Origin of the sequence: Microbacterium sufflavum (assembly GCF_023101165.1) — a bacterium.
Classification (GTDB): Bacteria; Actinomycetota; Actinomycetes; order Actinomycetales; family Microbacteriaceae; genus Microbacterium; species Microbacterium sufflavum.
The window spans coordinates 461,067-479,942 of the sequence record NZ_CP078076.1 but is presented as its reverse complement, the minus strand read 5'-3'; the positions used below and the strand labels follow the sequence as shown (position 1 = coordinate 479,942).

Genomic DNA, 18,876 nt, shown 5'->3' with positions numbered 1-18,876 from the left:
GCTCGACCACTCATTGTGTCAGGCGTCGCGGTGCGGACCTGCGGACGGGCTGACGGTGAACACGTGCGGCTCGGCGTATCCGGCCTCGGCGAACCGGGCGCGCACGGCGGTCGTCACCGCCTCGACCTCGTCGCGCGGCACGAGCGCGATCGCCGCGCCCCCGAAGCCGCCGCCGGTCATGCGCGCCCCCAGGGCACCGGCGGCGAGCGCGGCGTCGACTGCGGTGTCGAGCTCGGGGGTGGAGATCTCGAAGTCGTCGCGCATCGAGGCGTGCGAGGCGACGAGCAGGCCGCCGATGGCCCGCGCGCCCTCCGCCCGCAGCACGGTGACGGTGTCGCGCACGCGCTGGTTCTCGGTGACGATGTGGCGCACGCGGCGGAAGGTCTCGTCGTCGAGCAGCTCCTGCGCGCGGGCGAGGTCCGCCACCGCGACGTCGCGCAGCGCGGGCACCCCGAGCGCCGCGGCGCCGCGCTCGCACGACTCGCGGCGCGCGCGGTAGCCGCCGGTCGAGTGGGCGTGCTTCACGCGGGTGTCGATCACCAGCACGGACAGCCCGGCCGCGGCCATGCCCAGAGGCACGACCTCGGCCTCCAGCGAGCGGCAGTCGAGGAAGATCGCGGCGTCGGGCTCGCCGAGCATCGACGACATCTGGTCCATGATCCCGGTGGGGGCGCCGACCGCCTCGTTCTCGGCCGTGCGACCGATGCGCGCGAGGGCCACCGCGTCGAGCCCGGTGCCCCACAGCTCGTTCAGCGCGGACGACGTGGCGCCCTCGATCGCGGCCGACGACGACAGCCCGGCGCCCACCGGCACGGTCGACGCGATCGCGATGTCGGCGCCGTGGCCCGGCACCCCCGTCGCCCGGCGCAGCGCCCACGCCACCCCGAGCGGGTACGCGGCCCACTCCGGCACCGCGGGGCGGCTCCCGGGCGCGGTGGGGAACAGGCGGTCGAGGTCGTCGAGGGCGACCTCCACGGGCTCGTCCGCGAACGTGGAGGTGACGCGGAGCCGACCGTCGTCGCGCCCGCCGACCGCCGCGGCCGTGCGCTGCGGGATCGCGAACGGCAGCACGAAGCCGTCGTTGTAGTCGGTGTGCTCGCCGATCAGGTTCACGCGACCGGGAGCCGACCACACGCCGTCCGGCCCGTGCCCGGTCAGGGTCGCGAACAGGGCCTCGGCCTCCCGCACCGCGGTCATGCGGAGACTCCGTCCACGGCGTCCGTGCGGGCGATGGCGTCGCGGAGGCGCTCGGCCCCCTGCTCCGGCGTGACCTCGGCGGCCCACGCCCACATCGCCGCCTCGGAGCCGGCGAGGTACTTGAGCCGGTCGGCGGCGCGGCGGGGGCTCGTCAGCTGCAGGTGCAGGCGCACGCTGTCGCGGCCCACGCGCACGGGAGCCTGATGCCACGCGGCGATGTAGGGCGTCGGGGTGTCGTACAGCGCATCGACCCCGCGCAGCAGGCGCAGGTAGAGCGGGGCGAGCTCGTCGCGCTCGGCGTCGGTGGTCGCGGCGAGGTCGGGCACGTGGCGGTGCGGCATCAGATGCACCTCCAGCGGCCAGCGGGCGGCGAAGGGCACGAACGCGGTCCAGTGCTCGCCGCGGAGCACGACGCGCTCGGACCGCTGCTCGGTGTCGAGGATGCGGGCGAACAGGTCGGGCGCGGTGCGGTCGATCATGTCGAGCGTGCGGGTCGTGCGCGGCGTCACGTACGGGTAGGCGTAGATCTGGCCGTGCGGGTGGGGCAGCGTGACCCCGATCTCGGCGCCGCGGTTCTCGAACGGGAACACCTGCTGGATGCCGGGCAGTGCGGAGAGGGCTTCGGTGCGGTCGGCCCACGCCTCGATCACGGTGCGGGCGCGCGTGACGGTCTGGGTGCCGAACGATCCCGCGGGCTCGGGGCTGAAGCACACGACCTCGCAGCGTCCGACCGCGGTGCGGGTGCGACCGAGGCCCGGGGCGTCGAGGTCGTCGAGCCCGCGCGGGGCGTCGGCGGCGGTGGGGGCGGCGCCCACGGCCTCGGCGAGCGCGGGGCCGAACGCGGGGGAGCGGTTCTCGAACACGGCGACGTCGTAGCGCGACGGCACCTCGGACGGGTTGCCCGGGGTCTGCGGGGCGAGCGGGTCGGCGTCGGCGCTCGGCATCATCACGCGGTGCTGTCGATTCGCGGCGACCGTGATCCAGTCGCCCGTCAGCACGTCGAGCCGCATGGTCGCGGTGTCGGGTCGCGGGGCGAGGGTGCGGGCGTCGACGGCTCGCTCCGCGCCGAGGGCGGTGCCGGGGTCGTCGTAGTAGAAGAGGTCGCGGCCGTCGGCGAGGGTCGTGGCGCGGCGGACGACGCCGGCACCGAGGACCTGCGTCCGCATCTCAGGGGAATCGGGCGTGTTCACGTCAACATGGTAGGTCTCCGCGCGTGATAACGTCAACATGACGGAGTTGTGAACGGAGGACGCGTGGCACGAGACACCCCCGCCTCCGCATCCGCCGCGCCGGACGCCGCCCGCGTCTCCATGGCCCAGGTCGCCGCGCGCGCCGGAGTCTCGGGCCAGACGGTGTCGCGCGTCGTCAACGGCAGCCCGCGGGTCGATCCGGCCACGCGTGCCCGCGTCGAGGCGGCGATGGCGGAGCTCGGCTACCGGCCGCACCGCGCCGCGCGAGCCCTGCGCACGGGCCGCTCGCACACGATCGGCCTCGTCGTCACCACCCTCGCGACGATCGGCAACTCCCGCATGCTGCAGGCCACGGCCGAGGCGGCGGCCGAACGCGGCTACGCCCTCACCGTGGTCACCGCGTCCGAGGGCGTCGAGGCGGCGTTCGCCCAGCTCGCGGACCAGGGCGTCGACGGCGCGGTCGTGCTGAACGAGGCCTCCGCGCTCGTGCCGTCCGCCCCGCGGCCTCCGGGTCTGCGGCTCGTGGTGGTCGACGCGCCCGCCGAGACCGGGGCGATCGTCGTGCACAGCGATCACGCAGGAGGGGCGGCCGCGGCCACGGCGCACCTGCTGAGCCTCGGACACGCCACCGTGCACCATCTCGCCGGGCCCGCCGACTCCTTCGCCGCCGCCGAGCGCGAGCGGGGATGGCGGGAGGCGCTCGCCGCGGGCGGCATCGCGGCGCCCGCGGTGGTCCGCGGCGACTGGACCTCGCGGTCGGGATTCGCGGCAGGTGCCGCGCTGGCTCCCGCGACGGCCGTGTTCTGCGCGAACGACCAGATGGCCCTCGGTCTGCTGCGGGCCGTGGCGGAGTCCGGACGCCGTGTGCCCGCGGACGTGAGCGTGGTGGGGTTCGACGACGTGCCGGATGCCGCGGACTACCTGCCGCCACTCACCACCATCCGCCAGGACTTCTCCGCTCTGGCACAGCGGGCGGTGGGCGCCCTCGTCGCGGCGATCGAGGGAGCGGACCCGGCGGCGGACGGCGACCGTGCGATCGTGCCCACCCGGCTGCTCGTGCGCGACAGCACCGCGCACCGCTGAGGTCAGCCGGACGGCAGCAGCTCCTCCGCGTCGAACGCGGTCGTCGACCCGTCCGCCCACACGACCAGCCACCCGCCCTCCTGCGGGGTGAGCTGCGGCGACGCCGAGGCCACGCCGAGCAGCACCCCCACCGCCACCCAGGCCCCCGGGCGCGCCGGAACGGTGAGCCACGGTGTCGCCGTCCGCGGGGCCAGGGGTGTCACGTCGGACTCGACCCGCACGCCCGAGGCCGCCCCGTCCGTGCCGTGCAGCTCCACGAGGCGGCTGTGCCGCGCGGGCGCGCGACCGCCGGGCCGCCCGCTGCCGTGCGACGCGTTCCCCGCCTCGGCTCCGGCGGACACGCTCCCCGGGCCGTCCTCGACGAGATCCTCTCCCGACAGCGCCCATCCCCCGACGCGCAGCTGGTCGCCCTCCCGCACCCGCGTCGCGGCCGCCTCCCCCTTCGCGTCGCGGACACGCACCAGCCGCACCTCCCAGGCGCCGCGCACGACCGACACGACGTCGAGCACCGGCCCCGTCTCGGTGACGCGCGCCGCCGCACCGCCGCCCACGTCGAACGCCGACACGAACTCCCGGTGCCAGTGCACCCGCCCCGACGACCCGCCGAGCAGCGTCCCTCCGCGCTCGCGGAGCGTCCCGGTCGAGAAGCCGGAGCGGTGACTCGGGCGACCGTCCCGCACCAGGGCGGCGGTGCCGTCGAGCGGCTCCGTCAGTCCGGGCGTGCGGAGCACGGGCGCGGTCGCCGTCGAGTAGCCGAGTTTCGCGTAGAGCGGCGCGTCCGGATGCCGCTCTCCCGGAACGCCGTGGTCGGTGCCGTGGTTGACGATGCGCACGACACCGTCCTCCTGGGTGCCGCTCGCGAGCCACCCGGGCGCGGCGAGCACCCGCGCGAACGACCCCGCATCGATGGGCAACGGTTCTTCCACGGCCGTCCATACCGGATGGGCGGCGGGCAGCGCGAGCGCGAACAGCCCCTTCGCCGCCCAGGACGGCGACCCCGGGCCCGAGTAGTCCTGCGCGAGCGCCCGCCACGCGCCGTGCCAGCCCAGCGGGAGCACGCCGGACGCGTCCGGGGTCCCGCGGTCGACGAAGTGCCGCACCTGGGCGCTGATGGCGCGGCGCAGCAGGCCAGGGCCGTGCCGCGATCCGCCCGTGAAGGCCGCAGCGCCCGCCGCCGCCGCCGACGCGAACCGGTACGTGAGGCTGCGGCCCTGGATCAGAGGTCCGCCGTCGGCGCCGACGAGGTGCAGGGCGTCGTCGAGGTAGTCGTCGAGGCGGGCGCGGGAGCGGGCGATCCGGGCGGTGTGCCGCGGATCGTCGGCGACCATGTCGGCCCAGATCGCGGGATAGAAGGACAGCGCCCAGCCCGCGTAGTGGTCGAACGAGCGCGCGGCGCCGTCGGAGGTCCAGCCGTGGGCCCGCTCGAACCCGTCGAGCAGGGCGAAGTCGGCCCCGCGGTCCTCGGTCGAGAACGGGCCGCCCACGCTCTCCAGGAACTGCTCGACGAGGATGCGGAACCAGGCCCAGTTGTTCGGCGGGTACGAGCCTCCGATGAACCCGGCGAGGTAGTCGATCGTGCGGGTGCGTGCGGTGTCGTCGAGTCGAGCCCAGACGGTGTCCCGCGTGAGGTGGAGCCCGACGGCGAGGGCTGCGGCCTCCACCTTCGCCTGATCGACCTCGTCGGGCCGGGGCCAGCGCTCCGGGTTCCCCCGGTCCACTCCGGCGGCGAGTCCGCGCGCATACCGCGCGGCCAGGTCGCCGGTGCCGTCGGGGTCTCCGGCGATGCGGAACGCGGCGAGCAGGAAGGTGCGGCTGAAGCCCTCCAGGGCGTCGACCGCGGGGCCGAAACCGCCAGGGCGGCCCGGATAGCGCACACCGGCGCCCGTGGGGCTCGCGTACCGCGCGGCCCCGTCGAGGATGGCGTCGGCGACCGTTTGGAGGTGCGCGCGACCCCAGCCGGTGTACGGCGACAGGTCGCGGTCCTCCGGAGGGAGGGGGAGAGCGCTCACGCGCCGTGCTCCAGGTCGGCCGGGCGCACGGGGTGGAGCGGGGGAGCCCCGGCGATCCAGGCCTCCAGCTCGTCGAGGGCCGCATCAGCGAGCCGCCGCGTCTCGCTGCCGAGCGAGCCGGCGAGGTGCGGGGTGACCGCGACGTTCGGCAGCTGCAGCAGCCGCGAGTCCACGGGCAGGGGCTCGGGTTCCGTCACGTCGAGCACGGCGTCGAGTCGTCCGTCCGTGCACTCGTCGGCGAGGGCGTCGTGGTCGAGGAGCGCTCCGCGGGCCGTGTTGATGATGGTCGTGCCATCGCGGAGGGCGGCGAGCTGTGCGCGTCCGATCATGCCGCGGGTCGCCGGGAGCGCCGGGGCGTGCAGCGACAGCACGTCCACGCGGGGGAGCAGTGTCGCCAGCGGCACGAGCTCGGCGCCCGCGGCCCTGACCTCGGCCGCATCGGCGAAGGGATCCGCGACGAGCACCTCGATGCCGGGGAACGGCCGGAGCAGCTCCACCACGCGCCGGCCGATGCGCGAGAACCCGACGATGCCGACCGTCCGGTCGAGGTTGCCGATGCGACGGCCGACGCGGGCGCCGGTGCGGAGGTCGAGCTGCGGGTCGGCCGTCCGCAGGGGCACGAGGGCTCGCTTGCCGGCGAGGAGGATCATCGCGAGGGTGTACTCGGCGACGGGGGCCGCGTTGGCGTCGGCGGCGGAGGTGACGAGGATGCCCCGGTGCCACAGTGCCTCGGACACGAGGCCGCGGACGCTCCCGGCGGCATGGAACACCGCGCGCAGCCGGGGGAGCCGGGCCAGGGCCGCCTCGTCGAGCGCGGGCGCGCCCCACCCCGTGACGAGCGCCTCCACCCGAGCGAGGCGCTCCTGCGGGGCGGCGGCGTCGACGGCGGTGACGGGAACGGGGTCGTCGATCAGGGCGAGTGCCGCGAGCCGGTTGCGACGGGGGCCGTCGAACAGGAGGTCCCAGGCATCGGGGGACATCGCGACGAGGACGGTGGGGCGGGCGGACATGGTCTCCTCGGGGCCTGCGCGACGGACGTCGGCGCCGCTCCAGTGAAGGACGGCGGGGCGGTGCGCGCAATGGAGACGAACACGGTCTGTCATGATCGAACACACTCGAACAAGGAGTCCCGATGCCGATCCCACACCGCGCCCGCTCGGCTGAGCGGTGCCGTGCGTCCACGACACACGGGGAGGCCGCGACGTGAGCGGCGGGGAGGAGGCGCCGCGCTTCGGCATCTCCCGCCGCGAGCGGATCCTCGACGAGCTGCGGCGCGCGGGGGCCGTGCGGGTGTCCGCGCTCGCCCGCGACCTGGGCGTGGCCGAGCTGACGATCCGCCGCGACATCGCCGACCTCGCGGAGCGGGGGCTCCTCACGCGCGTGCACGGCGGCGCCACGCTCCGCAGCACCCTCGACCCGGCCGCGGCTCGGCCGCTGTCCGCTCCGCGACGGTTCGGCATGGTGGTGCCGTCGCTGAGCTACTACTGGCCGCAGGTGGTGGAGGGCGCCCGCGTGGCGGGGATCGAGACCGACACGCAGATCGTGCTCCGGGGGGCGAGTTATGCGGCCGCCGACCAGCGCCGACAGATCTCCGCCCTGGTCGCGTCGGGGACGGTCCACGGGCTGATCGTGGCTCCCGAGACCGCGGGCGCGGACGGTCATGCCCTCCTCGCCTGGCTGGATGCGCTGCCCCTGCCCGTCGTGCTCGTCGAGCGTCGCGCGCCCGACGTCCTCGCGCTGACGCGTCTCGAGAGCGTCGTCACCGATCATGCGTTCGGGGGCGCGCTCGCCGCGAGTCATCTCGCCGGCCTCGGCCATCGGCGGGTCGGCATCCTCACCTCGCCGCAGTCGCCGACCTCCGCCGCCCTGCGCCGCGGGTGGGGCCGTGCGGTCGAGGAGCTCGGTCTCGAGCCGGGGGTCGACCGCGAGGTCGCCCTCGACCGCATGGATCGGTCGGCGGTGGGGCCCTTCGTCACCGCGCTCCTCGACGAGATCCGGGCGACGGCGACGACCGCGCTGCTCGTGCACTCCGACCCGCAGGCGCTCCTGCTGCAGCAGCACCTGGTCGATGCGGGGTGGCGGGTGCCGGGCGACGTGTCGCTCCTCGCCTACGACGATGAGATCGCGATGAACGGGGCCCCGCCCCTCACCGCGCTGCGCCCGCCGAAGCCGCAGGTGGGCCGCCGCGCCGTGGAGCTGCTCCGCGAACGCCTGCGCGACGGCATCGATCGCCCGGCGGAGCGGGTGGCGCTGGCCCCGGCTCTGCACGTGCGCGCCAGCACGGGGTCGCCGCCGGAAGCGTGACCCGGCGGGCCGCGCGGTGATGCGGCCGGCCGTGCGCGCCCGAGGTCCGCCGCGGTTGCGGGGTGGACGTTCTCGTGCCATGATCTCGGAAAGCGCTTACCCGCATCCTCGAATCCGGGCCGCGCATCCCCCTCCACCGAAAGGAACGGACCGAGATGGCACAGGCCACGACCCGCGAGATCGGGATCATCATGAACGGCGTCTCCGGGCGCATGGGGTACCGGCAGCACCTGGTGCGCTCGATCCTCGCGATCCGCGACCAGGGCGGCATCGAGCTCGCGGACGGCACGCGGGTCACCGTGAAGCCGATCCTCGTGGGCCGCAGCGAGGCCAAGCTGGCGGAACTCGCCGCGGCCCACGGCATCGCCGACTGGACGACCGACCTCGACGCCGCGCTCGCCGACCCGCAGTGGGAGATCTACGCCGACTTCCTCGTGACGAAGGCCAGGGCCTCCGCGATCCGCAAAGCCATCGCCGCGGGCAAGGCGATCTACACCGAGAAGCCCACCGCCGAGTCGCTGGAGGAGGCGCTGGAGCTGGCCCGGCTCGCCCGCGACGCCGGCGTGAAGACCGGCGTCGTGCACGACAAGCTCTACCTCCCCGGGCTGCAGAAGCTCAAACGCCTCATCGACTCCGGATTCTTCGGGCGCATCCTGTCGGTGCGCGGCGAGTTCGGCTACTGGGTGTTCGAGGGCGACTGGCAGCCCGCGCAGCGACCGAGCTGGAACTACCGCACGGAAGACGGCGGCGGCATCATCACCGACATGTTCCCGCACTGGAACTACGTGCTCGAGAACCTCTTCGGCGAGGTCACGAGCGTCTACGCCCAGGCGGCCGTGCACATCGCGGACCGCTGGGACGAGAAGGGCGAGCACTACACCGCGACGGCCGAGGATGCGGCGTACGGCATCTTCGAGCTGGCGGGCGGCGTCGTCGCCGAGATCAACTCCTCGTGGACGGTCCGCGTCAACCGCGACGAGCTCGTGGAGTTCCAGGTCGACGGCACGCACGGCTCCGCGGTGGTCGGACTCTTCGGCGCGAAGATCCAGCCCCGCAACGCCACCCCCAAGCCGGTGTGGAACCCCGACCTGGAGGACGACCACGACTACGACGCCGACTGGCAGCAGGTGCCCGCCAACCAGGTCTTCCAGAACGGCTTCCGGCAGCAGTGGGAGGAGTACCTGGTGTCCTACGTCGAAGGCACCGACTACCCGTTCGACCTGCTGGCGGGGGCCCGCGGCGTGCAGTTCGCGGAAGCCGGCCTGGCGTCCAGCGCCGAGGGCCGCAAGATCGTGCTCGAACCGCTGACGCTGGACCGGGCATGAGCGCTCTCCGTCTGCTCGCCGCCGACGGGCGCACCTCCGGCGTCGAGCTGCGTGCGCCCGACGCCGTGACCCGGCCGGACGGACCACTGCGCAGCCGGGTGGCGTACGCGGCGGCCCACGTGGTGCCGAAGCCGCACGCCGACAACACCCCCGGACGCCCCGCCGACATCGACTGGGACGCGACGCTCGCGTTCCGCCGCAACGTGTACTCGTGGGGGCTCGGCGTCGCGGATGCGATGGACACCGCGCAGCGCAACATGGGACTCGACGCGGTCGCGACGCGCGAGCTCATCGCCCGCAGCGCCGAGGTCGCCCGCGAGGAGGGCGGGTCGGTCGTGGTCGGGGTCAACACCGATCAGGTCGACGACGCGCACATCCCGCTCGATCGCATCGTCGACGCGTACGTCGAGCAGCTGCACTTCGCCGAGGAGCAGGGAGCGGGGCCGGTGCTCATGGCGTCGCGACACCTCGCCAGGGCGGCCGAGAGCGCCGACGACTACCGCCGCGTGTACCGGGAGGTGCTGTCCCGCGCGTCCGCGCCCGTGGTGCTGCACTGGCTCGGCACCGCGTTCGACCCCGAGCTGGCCGGGTACTTCGCGCCGACGGCGGCCGCGGACGGCTCGGCCGGATGGGAAGAAGCGGCACGGGTGCTGCTCGACATCATCGCCGAGCACCGCGACGCGATCGCCGGGGTGAAGATGAGCCTGCTCGACGCCGACTCCGAGGTCTGGGTGCGCGACCGGCTCCCCGCGGGCGTGCGGATGTTCACGGGCGACGACTTCCACTACGTCGGCCTCATCGGCGGCGACAGCCTGGGCTCCGGCGGTGCGACGCCGGCCTCGCACGGGCACTCGGATGCGCTGCTCGGGGCCTTCGCCGCGATCGCCCCCGTGGCGTCGGCGGCGATCCAGGCGCTGGATGCGGACGACCCCGACCGCTACCTCGCACTGCTCGGGCCCACCGAGGAGCTCAGCCGGCAGGTGTTCGCCGCGCCGACCTACTACTACAAGACGGGCGTGGCCTTCCTGTCGTGGCTCAACGGCCATCAGCCGGCGTTCCAGATGGTGGGCGGACTCCACTCCGCCCGGAGCCTCCCGCACCTCAGTCGCGTCGTGGAGCTCGCGAACGCGGCGCTCGCCCTCGAGCGGCCGGAGCTCGCCCGTGAGCGCTGGCACGGCCTCCTCCGGCTGAACGGCGTCGACGCATGACCGCCCCGTTCCCCGACCCGCGTCTCTCCCTCAACCAGGCCACGATCAAGCACGCCGACCTCGCCACGGCGCTGCAGGTCACGGCCGAGGCCGGGCTCGCGGCGATCGGCCTCTGGCGGGAGCCCGTGCAGGACGTGGGCCTCGCGGGGGCGGCGCGCATGCTCGCCGACTCCGGGCTGCGTTTCAGCACGCACTGCCGGGGCGGCTTCTTCACGCTCCCGGCCGGCCCCGCGCGCGAGGCCGCGCTCGACGACAACCGGCGGGCGATCGAGGAGACCGCGACGCTCGCGGCGGCGGGGGCCGAGGGGTCGACGGCGGTCCTGGTGCTCGTCGCGGGAGGGCTGCCCGAGGGGTCGCGCGACCTCGTCGGCGCCAGGGAGCGCGTGCGTGACGCGATCGGAGCCCTCGCCGACGATGCCCGCGGCGCGGGCGTGACCCTGGCGATCGAGCCGCTGCATCCCCTCTACGCGTCGGACCGCGCCGTGGTGTCGACGCTCGGACAGGCGCTCGACATCGCCGCCGACTTCGACCCGGCCGTGGTGGGGGTCGCCGTGGACACCTTCCACATCTGGTGGGACCCCCAGGTGCTCGATCAGATCGCGCGCGCCGGGCGCGAGGACCGCATCGCCACGTACCAGGTGTGCGACTGGAAGACGCCGCTCGCCGCCGACCCGCTGCTGTCGCGGCACTACCCGGGGGAGGGGGTGATCGACTTCGGCGTGCTCACCCGCGCGGTGCGGGCGACCGGCTACGACCGGGACATCGAGGTCGAGATCTTCCGCGCGGACGTCTGGGCCGCCGATCCGCGCGCCGTGGTCCGGCGCACGGCCGAGTCGTTCGCCGCGACCGTCTCCCCGCACCTGCGATGACCGCCGGTCGTGCCGCCGTGGCGGGGTCCCGTCGGCGAGGGGGATTGAGATGATGAGGCCATGACGGGGATGCGCCCAGGGTTGTGCTCGGTGACGTTCCGCGCGCTCGAGCCCGCCCGGATCGTCGCCCTCGCGGCGGCCGCGGGCCTGGAGGTGATCGAGTGGGGCGGTGACGTGCACGTGCCGCCCGGCGATGTCGCGCGTGCCGAAGAGGTGGCGCGGCTCACGGCCGACGCCGGGCTCGCGGTCGCGTCCTACGGGTCGTACTTCCGTGCGGGGGCGGCCGAGTCCCTCACGGCCGTGCTCGACAGTGCCGCTGCGCTCGGGGCCGACCGCGTGCGCGTGTGGGCGGGCTCGACCGGATCCGCCGCGGCGACGCCTCGCGAGCGCGCCGAGGTGGTCACGCGCCTCCGCGCCGCCGCGGTCGAGGCGGCCGCCCGCGGGATCGGGCTCGCCCTCGAGTTCCACTCCGGCACCCTCGCCGACACGGCCGAGGCCGCCCTCCGGGTGCTCGCCGAGGTCGACCATCCGGCGCTGTCGAGCTACTGGCAGCCGACGGTCGGGGCTCCCGATGCCGATGCGCTCGAGGAGTACCGACGGCTCGCCGCCTACGTGAGCGCCGTGCACGTGTTCTCCTGGTGGCCGCGGACCGAGCGGCACCCGCTGCGCACCCGGGAGGCGCTGTGGACGCGCGTCGCCGCGGAGGCGGCTGCGGCGGAGCGACCGCCCCGCGACGCCCTGCTCGAGTTCGTCCCGGACGACGACCCCGCGCACCTCGCGGGGGAGGCCGCCGCCCTCCGCGCCTACCTCGGCCGGCCCGCATGACCCCGGCCGAGGGGCCCGAGGCGCCCGCCGGTAGGCTCTGGGCATGACCACGCCAGCCGCCCCGGCGGAGCCGCCGACCGCGCGTCGTCCTCGCCACGCCCGCGGTCCGGCGCCCACCCTGCACGACGTCGCCCTCGAGGCCGGCGTCTCGCTCGCGACGGCCTCGCGGGTGCTCAACGGGTCAGAGCGCAAGGTCGCTGCCGCGTTCCGCGAGAGGGTGGAGGCCGCCGCCGCGACCCTCGGCTACACGGCCAACGTCTCGGCCCAGGCGACCGCACGAGGGCGCTCGCCGGTGATCGCCCTCCTCGTGGCCGACATCGCCGATCCCTACTTCGGTCTCATCGCCTCGGGCGTCGCGCGCGGCGCCGACGAGCAGGGTCTCGTCGTCACCGTGGCGATCACGGAGCGCGATCCCGCCCGCGAGGCGCGGATCGTGCGGGCTCTGCGCGGGCAGCGGCCGCAGGGCCTCATCCTCGCCGCGTCGCGCACGCAGGAGGAGGGCCAGGCCGAGACGGCCCGAGAGCTCGCGGAGTTCATCCGACTCGGCGGACGTGTCGTGGCGTTCGGCGCGGAGGCCGAGGGAGCGCGCCGCGTCGAGATCGACAACCGCGCCGGTGCCACGGCCCTCGGCCGCCGGATGGCACAGCTCGGGTACCGCTCGGCCGTTCTCGTGGGGGCGGCGGAGGGCGTGCGCACCTCGGACGACCGCCTCGCCGGGTTCCGCGCGGGCTTCGAGGAGGGCGGCGGCGCGGTGGCGCAGACCGTCCGCGGCGACTTCCGACGCGAGTCCGCCGCGGCGGCGATGACCGCGGCCCTCGATGCGGGCGTGCCGACGGGCACGGTCGTGTTCGGGATCAGCGACGTGGTGGCCATCGGTGCGATGGCGGCGATCCGTGCGGCGCGGCGCGAGGTCGGCGCGGACATCGCGGTGTGCGGCTTCGACGACGTGCCGTCCAGCCGGGATGTGACCCCCGCGCTCACCACGGTCCGGGTGCCGCTCAGCGACGCCGGGTACGAGGCCTTCCGGGCGATCGTCGACGACGACTGGACCCAGCCGCCGCTCGCGCTCGAGGTGGTCGTGCGCGACAGCACCCCGGGAGCGGCGTGACCCGGGTCGTCCTCGCGCCCGACAGCTTCAAGGGCAGCATCACCGCGGCTGCGGCGGCGCAGGCTCTCGCCGCGGGGTGGGCGGAGGTCGAGCCCGACGCGGAGTTCGTGCATCGCCCGATGGCCGACGGCGGGGAGGGCACGGTGGCGGCGTTCGCGGCGGCCGTCCCCGGGGCGCGGCGCATGCCCGTGCGCGTCACCGGTCCCGCCGGCGACGCGCACGACACGTCCTGGCTCCTCCTGCCGCCCGACGACGGTGCGCCGCACGGCACCGGAGTGGTCGACATCGCCTCCACGTCGGGCATCGAGCTGCTCGCCGCACCGCGTCCGTGGGACGCGGACACCACGGGCTTCGGGCAGGCCATCGTCGCCGCGCTCGACCACGGCGTCTCGCGGCTGGTGCTCGGCATCGGCTCCAGCGCGTCGACCGACGGCGGCATCGGCATGCTCACCGCTCTGGGCGCCCGCTTCCTCGACGGCGCGGGACGCCCGGTCGCGCCCGGAGCCCGGGGCCTGGACGACGTCGCGGCCGTCGACCTCGACGGCCTGCGGGCGGCTCCCGAGGTGCGGGTGCTCACCGATGTGACGAATCCGCTCACGGGCGCACGCGGGGCCGCGGCGGTCTTCGGTCCGCAGAAGGGCCTGGCCGATCCGGGCGACATCTCCCGTGTCGACGCGGCGCTCGCCCGGCTCGCGTCGCTGCTGGACGTGGACGCGGAGCACCAGGGCGCCGGAGCGGCGGGCGGCACCGGGGCGGCCCTCGTGCGCTGGGGTGCTGTCCTCGCCCCGGGGGCTGCCGAGGTGGCGGAGCTCATCGGCCTCGCCGACGCCGTCCGGGGCGCCGACGTGGTGGTCACGGGCGAGGGGTCGTACGACGGCCAGTCCGGCGACGGGAAGGTGCCGTCGTTCCTCGCGGGGATGGCGGCCGCGGCGGGCGCACGCCCCCTGCTCGCGGCGGGGCGCATCACGCCCGACGCCGACGTCGGGATCTTCGCCGCGACCGTCTCCCTCACGGTCCTCGCCGGCTCGGGGGAGAGCGCCCTCGAGGACCCCGCCCGCTGGCTCCGCGTCGCCGGCGCCGCCCTCGCGCGCTCCCGGTGACCCGCGTGCCGGTCGGGGATCCCCGAGCCCGCGCGCCTCGACGAACCGCGCGCGTTGACACGAGGGAACCGGCGGCATAGACTCGCAACACCGCTCGGGAATGCGCTTTCCCGAATCCTTCACGAAGATGTCGAGGACCACATGTCGTCTGCCCCCAACGCGACCATGACCCTGGCGCTGGCCGCCGACCGACCCGAGCCCGCGGGCATCGTCCGCTGGTGGAGCCGCCACTGGCACCCGCTCGTCTTCGTGCTCGCGGTCATCGCCCTGTGGTGGGTCTCGACGAGCCTCGGGTGGGTGCCGGCGTTCATCATCCCGTCGCCCGCCGACACCTGGGCGGCCTTCACCGACAACGCGGCCTACCTGGCGCAGAACACCTGGGTCACGACCTACGAGACCGTGATCGGATTCGTCATCGCGGTCGTCGTCGGCGTCCTCGTGGCGGTGCTCATGGTCTACTCCCGCGGCCTGGAGCAGACGCTCTACCCGGTGATCCTGTTCGCCCAGGTCATCCCGAAGATCGCGATCGCGCCGCTGTTCGTCGTGTGGCTCGGGTTCGGCGCCGAGCCCAAGATCCTCGTCGCCGTGCTCATGGCGTTCTTCCCCGTCGTCATCTCGGGCCTCGCAGGTCTGCGCACCGTCGATCCCGAGATCCTCCAGCTCACGTCGACCATGGGAGCGAGCCGCTTCAAGACCTTCCTCAAGGTGCGGCTGCCCGCCGCTCTTCCCGAGCTCCTGTCCGGACTGAAGGTCGCCGCCACGCTCGCGGTGACCGGCGCGGTGGTCGGCGAGTTCGTCGGCGCGAACGAGGGGCTCGGCTACGTCATCCTGCAGGCCAACGGCAACCTCGACACCGCGATGCTCTTCGCGGCGCTGATCATCATGTCGCTTCTCGGCGTGATCCTCTTCGGCATCATCCAGGTCGCCGAGCGCTTCCTCATCCCGTGGCACGCGTCCAAGCGCGACGTCGCCGCGGCCACCGTCCGACTCTGACCCCCCTCGCACCCACGAAAGAAGGCACTGATGAAGAAGTCAGGCACCATCCTCAGCTCCATCGCCCTCGCGTCCGCGGCGGTGCTCGCCCTCTCCGGGTGCGGCGGCTCCTCGGCCCCGGCGGGCGAGGGCGGCGACGACGCCGACGCGCTCACCCCGGTCACGCTCATGCTCAACTGGTACCCCTACGGCGAGCACGCCGCGTTCTACTACGGGGTCGACCAGGGCATCTTCGAGGAGCACGGGATCGACCTCACGATCAAGGCGGGGCAGGGCTCGACCAAGACCGCCCAGGCCGTGGGACAGGGCCAGGTCGATTTCGGCTGGGCCGACACCCCCGCCGTCCTCGCGAACATCGACAAGGGCGTCGGGATCAAGAGCGTCGGCGTCTTCCTCCAGACGACGCCGTCGGCCGTGCAGGTCTTCGCTGACTCCGGCATCTCCGGCCCGGAGGACCTGAAGGGCAAGACCATCGCGGTCTCCGCCGGCGACGCTCCGACCACGACGTTCCCGATGTACCTCGAGGCGGTCGGGCTCGACGAGGGCGACGTGACCCAGCAGAACCTCGACGCCGCGGGCAAGATCGCCGCGATGCTCTCCGGCCAGGTGGACGGGCTCATCGGGTTCGCCCACGACCAGGGACCGACCATCGCCGACAAGAGCGGCAAGGACGTCGAGTACCTGCGCTACTCCGACGCGGGGCTGAACTTCTTCAGCAACGGCCTCATCGCCCCGAACGACACGATCGAGAACGATCCGGAACTCGTCGAGGCGCTGGTCGCCGCGACCTCGGAGGCGTTCGAGGCCGCGCAGGAGGACCCGGAGGCCGCGGTCGCCGCGATGGAGGGCAAGGACCCGCAGATGCCGGCCCAGAAGGTGCTGCTGCACCAGTGGGAGGAGACCATCGAGCTGCTGCACACCGACGCCACCGAGGGCCAGGCTCCCGGAGCGAATGCCGCCGAGGACTGGGAGGCTACGCTCGAGGTGCTGTCGAAGGCGGGCCTCATCTCCGGCGACGGTGACGTCGAGACCTACTTCGACGACGCGTTCACCCCCGGGAAGTGAGGTCGGATCGCATGCTCACCCACGATCAGCAGGCGCGCGCCACGGCGGCCACGCCCACCGGCCCCGCGCTGGAGGTCTCCGACCTGGCGATCACGTTCGCCTCCAAGCGCCGTCAGGTCACCGCGCTCGAGGGGGTCGACCTGCGCGTGGAGGAGGGCGAGTTCCTCTCCATCGCCGGCCCGTCCGGATGCGGCAAGTCGACGCTGCTCAAAGCCGTGGCGGGACTCACCGCTCCCAGCCGCGGCAGCATCCGCCTCCGCGGGGACGAGGTCCGCGGTCCCCGGCAGGACATCGGGTACGTCTTCCAGCGCGCGGCGCTCCTCGAATGGCGCAGCGTCCGCGGCAACATCCTCCTCCAGGCCGAGATGCGCGGGATGGACATGCGCAAGGCCCAGGCCCGTGCCGACGAGCTCATCGAGATGACCGGTCTCACCGGCTTCGAGAAGTCGCTGCCGCACGAGCTCTCGGGCGGGATGCAGCAGCGCGTCTCGCTGTGCCGCGCGCTGCTGCACGAGCCGCGGGTGCTGCTCATGGATGAGCCGTTCGGTGCGCTCGACGCCCTGACGCGCGAGCGCATGAACGTGGAGCTGAACCGCATCTGGAGCGCCACCGGGACCACCGTCCTGCTCGTGACGCACTCGGTCGCCGAGGCGGTCTACCTCGCGAGCCGCGTCATCGTGATGAGTCCGCGTCCCGGCCGGATCCTGGAGGAGCACCGGGTCGACCTCCCGGCCCGCCGCGGGTACGCCGAGGTGCTGGAGACGCCGGAGTTCCACCGGGTGTCGAGTCGCGTGCGCGAGCTGCTCGGCTCCTCCACCGACGCGGACTGAACCGCCCCGCCCTCCGGTCCCACCCCTGCGCGGGATCGCGAACGTCCCCACCCGCTCCGGGGTCGTTCCGATCCCGCCGGGGTCGCCCGGATGTCAGTCGCCGAGGGCGGCGGACACCACGGCGCGGGCCTCCTCCTGCACCTCGGCGAGGTGCTCCGGGCCGCGCAGGCTCTCGGCGTAGAGCTTGTAGACGTCTTCCGTGCCCGACGGGCGGGCGGCGAACCACGCGTGCTCGGTCTGCACCTTGAGCCCGCCGATCGCCGCACCGTTGCCGGGGGCGTGCGACAGCTTCGCCGTGATGTCCTCGCCTGCCAGCGTGGTCGCGGTGACCGACTCCGGCGCCAGCTTGCCCAGCGTGGCCTTCTGCTCCGGCGTCGCCGGGGCGTCGACGCGCTGATACGCCGAGGCGCCGAACGCCTGCTCCAGCTCGGCGTAGCGCTCCGACGGGGTCTTGCCCGTGACCGCGATGATCTCCGCCGCGAGCAGGCACAGCAGGATGCCGTCCTTGTCGGTCGACCACACGGAGCCGTCGCGGCGCAGGAACGACGCACCGGCCGACTCCTCGCCGCCGAACGCGACCGTGCCGTCGAGCAGCCCGGGCACGAACCACTTGAACCCGACCGGCACCTCCAGCAGACGGCGGCCCAGCGACTCCGCCACCCGGTCGATGATCATCGACGACACGAGGGTCTTGCCGACCGCGGCGTCGCGCGGCCACTGCTCGCGGTGGGAGAAGAGGTAGTCGATCGCGACGGCGAGGTAGTGGTTGGGGTTCATGAGCCCCGCATCCGGGGTCACGATGCCGTGCCGGTCGGCATCGGCGTCGTTCCCGGTGAGCACGTCGTAGTCGCCCTTGCGGGCGACCAGGGACGCCATCGCCGACGGAGACGACGGATCCATCCGGATCTTCTCGTCCCAGTCGAGGGTCATGAAACGCCAGGTCGGGTCGACCTCGGGGTTCACCACGTCGAGGTCGAGGTCGTGCATCTCGGCGATCAGCGCCCAGTACTCCACCGATGCCCCGCCGAGGGGGTCGGCGCCGATGCGCACGCCCGCGCTGCGGATCGCGTCGAGGTCGATGATCGACGGCAGGTCGCGCACGTACGCGTCGCGGAAGTCGTACCCGGTGATCGCGTCCCAGTCGACGTCGGCGAACCGCTCGCGCTTCACCTCGGTGAGGCCGTCGGCGATGAGCTGGTTCGCGCGGTCGGCGATCCAGCCCGTGGCGTCGGTGTCGGCGGGACCACCGTGCGGCGGGTTGTACTTGAAGCCGCCGTCGCGGGGCGGGTTGTGCGACGGGGTGACCACGATGCCGTCGGCCCGGCCGGGGTCGTCGGTCGCGCGACCCCTGTTGTACGTGAGGATCGCGTGGCTCAGGGCGGGCGTCGGCACCCAGGAGTCGCGGGCGTCGACGCGCACGTCCACGCCGTTCGCGAGCAGCACCTCGATCGCGCTGCGCTCGGCAGGCAGCGACAGGGCGTGCGTGTCGCGGCCGAGGAACAGCGGCCCGGTGATGCCCTGCGCGGCGCGGTAGTCGACGATCGCCTGCGTCGTGGCGAGGATGTGGTTCTCGTTGAAGCTCTTCGTCAGCGAGGAGCCGCGGTGGCCGCTGGTGCCGAACACGACCCGTTCGGCCGGGACCGTCGGGTCGGGCACGCGGTCGTAGTAGGCGGCGATCAGCTCGTCGACGTCGATCAGGTCACTTTCCTCCGCGGGGAGGCCGGCACGACTGCTCATCCTCTCAGTCTGCCCCGTGATCCGGATGCGCGC

General features: G+C 74.1%; 16 protein-coding genes. 11 read left to right on the top strand and 5 right to left on the bottom strand.

Annotated features, from left to right (window positions below; all coding sequences use genetic code 11):
* Window positions 1-18 precede the first annotated feature (18 nt).
* Window positions 19-1,197, bottom strand: a complete 1,179-nt coding sequence (galK, locus tag KV394_RS02485; RefSeq protein ID WP_247982226.1) for a galactokinase — start codon at window positions 1,195-1,197, stop codon at window positions 19-21.
* Window positions 1,194-2,363: a galactose-1-phosphate uridylyltransferase gene (gene galT / locus KV394_RS02480; RefSeq protein ID WP_247982830.1), complete on the bottom strand. Its 1,170-nt coding sequence runs from the start codon at window positions 2,361-2,363 to the stop codon at window positions 1,194-1,196. The genes galK and galT overlap by 4 nt, the downstream gene beginning before the upstream one ends.
* A gap of 144 nt (window positions 2,364-2,507) precedes the next feature.
* Here galT and KV394_RS02475 point away from each other — a divergent pair, with 144 nt between their 5' ends.
* Window positions 2,508-3,470 (top strand): LacI family DNA-binding transcriptional regulator, encoded by a 963-nt coding sequence (locus KV394_RS02475; RefSeq protein WP_247982829.1) that lies wholly within the window; start codon window positions 2,508-2,510, stop codon window positions 3,468-3,470.
* 2 nt (window positions 3,471-3,472) lie between these two features.
* Here the strand turns inward: KV394_RS02475 and KV394_RS02470 are convergent, their stop codons facing one another.
* Both KV394_RS02470 and KV394_RS02465 read right to left on the bottom strand, forming a co-directional pair.
* A complete protein-coding gene (locus KV394_RS02470; protein WP_247982225.1) occupies window positions 3,473-5,479 on the bottom strand; it encodes a DUF2264 domain-containing protein in 2,007 nt (668 codons plus the stop codon).
* A complete protein-coding gene (locus KV394_RS02465; protein WP_247982224.1) occupies window positions 5,476-6,489 on the bottom strand; it encodes a hydroxyacid dehydrogenase in 1,014 nt (337 codons plus the stop codon). Before KV394_RS02465 ends, KV394_RS02470 begins: the two co-directional genes overlap by 4 nt.
* Before the next feature lie 193 nt (window positions 6,490-6,682).
* Here KV394_RS02465 and KV394_RS02460 point away from each other — a divergent pair, with 193 nt between their 5' ends.
* The 10 genes from KV394_RS02460 (at window position 6,683) to KV394_RS02415 (ending at window position 17,106) form a co-directional block, all read left to right on the top strand.
* On the top strand, window positions 6,683-7,783 hold the full coding sequence (locus KV394_RS02460; RefSeq protein ID WP_247982223.1) for a substrate-binding domain-containing protein: 1,101 nt from the start codon (window positions 6,683-6,685) through the stop codon (window positions 7,781-7,783).
* 155 nt (window positions 7,784-7,938) lie between these two features.
* Window positions 7,939-9,108: a Gfo/Idh/MocA family protein gene (locus KV394_RS02455; protein ID WP_136034629.1), complete on the top strand. Its 1,170-nt coding sequence runs from the start codon at window positions 7,939-7,941 to the stop codon at window positions 9,106-9,108.
* Window positions 9,105-10,316 (top strand): DUF993 family protein, encoded by a 1,212-nt coding sequence (locus KV394_RS02450; protein WP_247982222.1) that lies wholly within the window; start codon window positions 9,105-9,107, stop codon window positions 10,314-10,316. The genes KV394_RS02455 and KV394_RS02450 overlap by 4 nt, the downstream gene beginning before the upstream one ends.
* Window positions 10,313-11,185 carry a sugar phosphate isomerase/epimerase family protein gene (locus tag KV394_RS02445; protein WP_247982221.1) on the top strand — a complete coding sequence of 291 codons (873 nt, stop codon included), beginning with the start codon at window positions 10,313-10,315 and terminating at the stop codon, window positions 11,183-11,185. Before KV394_RS02450 ends, KV394_RS02445 begins: the two co-directional genes overlap by 4 nt.
* 60 nt (window positions 11,186-11,245) lie before the next feature.
* Window positions 11,246-12,010, top strand: a complete 765-nt coding sequence (locus KV394_RS02440) for a sugar phosphate isomerase/epimerase family protein (RefSeq protein ID WP_247982220.1) — start codon at window positions 11,246-11,248, stop codon at window positions 12,008-12,010.
* A gap of 43 nt (window positions 12,011-12,053) precedes the next feature.
* Entirely contained in the window at window positions 12,054-13,118 is a 1,065-nt protein-coding gene (locus tag KV394_RS02435) for a LacI family DNA-binding transcriptional regulator (protein ID WP_206252667.1), read from the top strand.
* Entirely contained in the window at window positions 13,115-14,218 is a 1,104-nt protein-coding gene (locus KV394_RS02430) for a glycerate kinase (protein ID WP_136034639.1), read from the top strand. Before KV394_RS02435 ends, KV394_RS02430 begins: the two co-directional genes overlap by 4 nt.
* Before the next feature lie 141 nt (window positions 14,219-14,359).
* Window positions 14,360-15,211, top strand: a complete 852-nt coding sequence (locus tag KV394_RS02425; protein WP_136034641.1) for an ABC transporter permease — start codon at window positions 14,360-14,362, stop codon at window positions 15,209-15,211.
* 30 nt (window positions 15,212-15,241) lie between these two features.
* On the top strand, window positions 15,242-16,276 hold the full coding sequence (locus KV394_RS02420) for an ABC transporter substrate-binding protein (protein WP_247982219.1): 1,035 nt from the start codon (window positions 15,242-15,244) through the stop codon (window positions 16,274-16,276).
* An 11-nt stretch (window positions 16,277-16,287) separates the two neighbouring features.
* The gene (locus KV394_RS02415; RefSeq protein ID WP_136045508.1) at window positions 16,288-17,106 is read left to right on the top strand and encodes an ABC transporter ATP-binding protein; all 819 of its coding nucleotides are present in this window, start codon (window positions 16,288-16,290) and stop codon (window positions 17,104-17,106) included.
* A 93-nt stretch (window positions 17,107-17,199) separates the two neighbouring features.
* Here the strand turns inward: KV394_RS02415 and pgm are convergent, their stop codons facing one another.
* Entirely contained in the window at window positions 17,200-18,843 is a 1,644-nt protein-coding gene (pgm, locus tag KV394_RS02410) for a phosphoglucomutase (alpha-D-glucose-1,6-bisphosphate-dependent) (protein WP_136034647.1), read from the bottom strand.
* Between the last annotated feature and the right edge of the window lie 33 nt (window positions 18,844-18,876).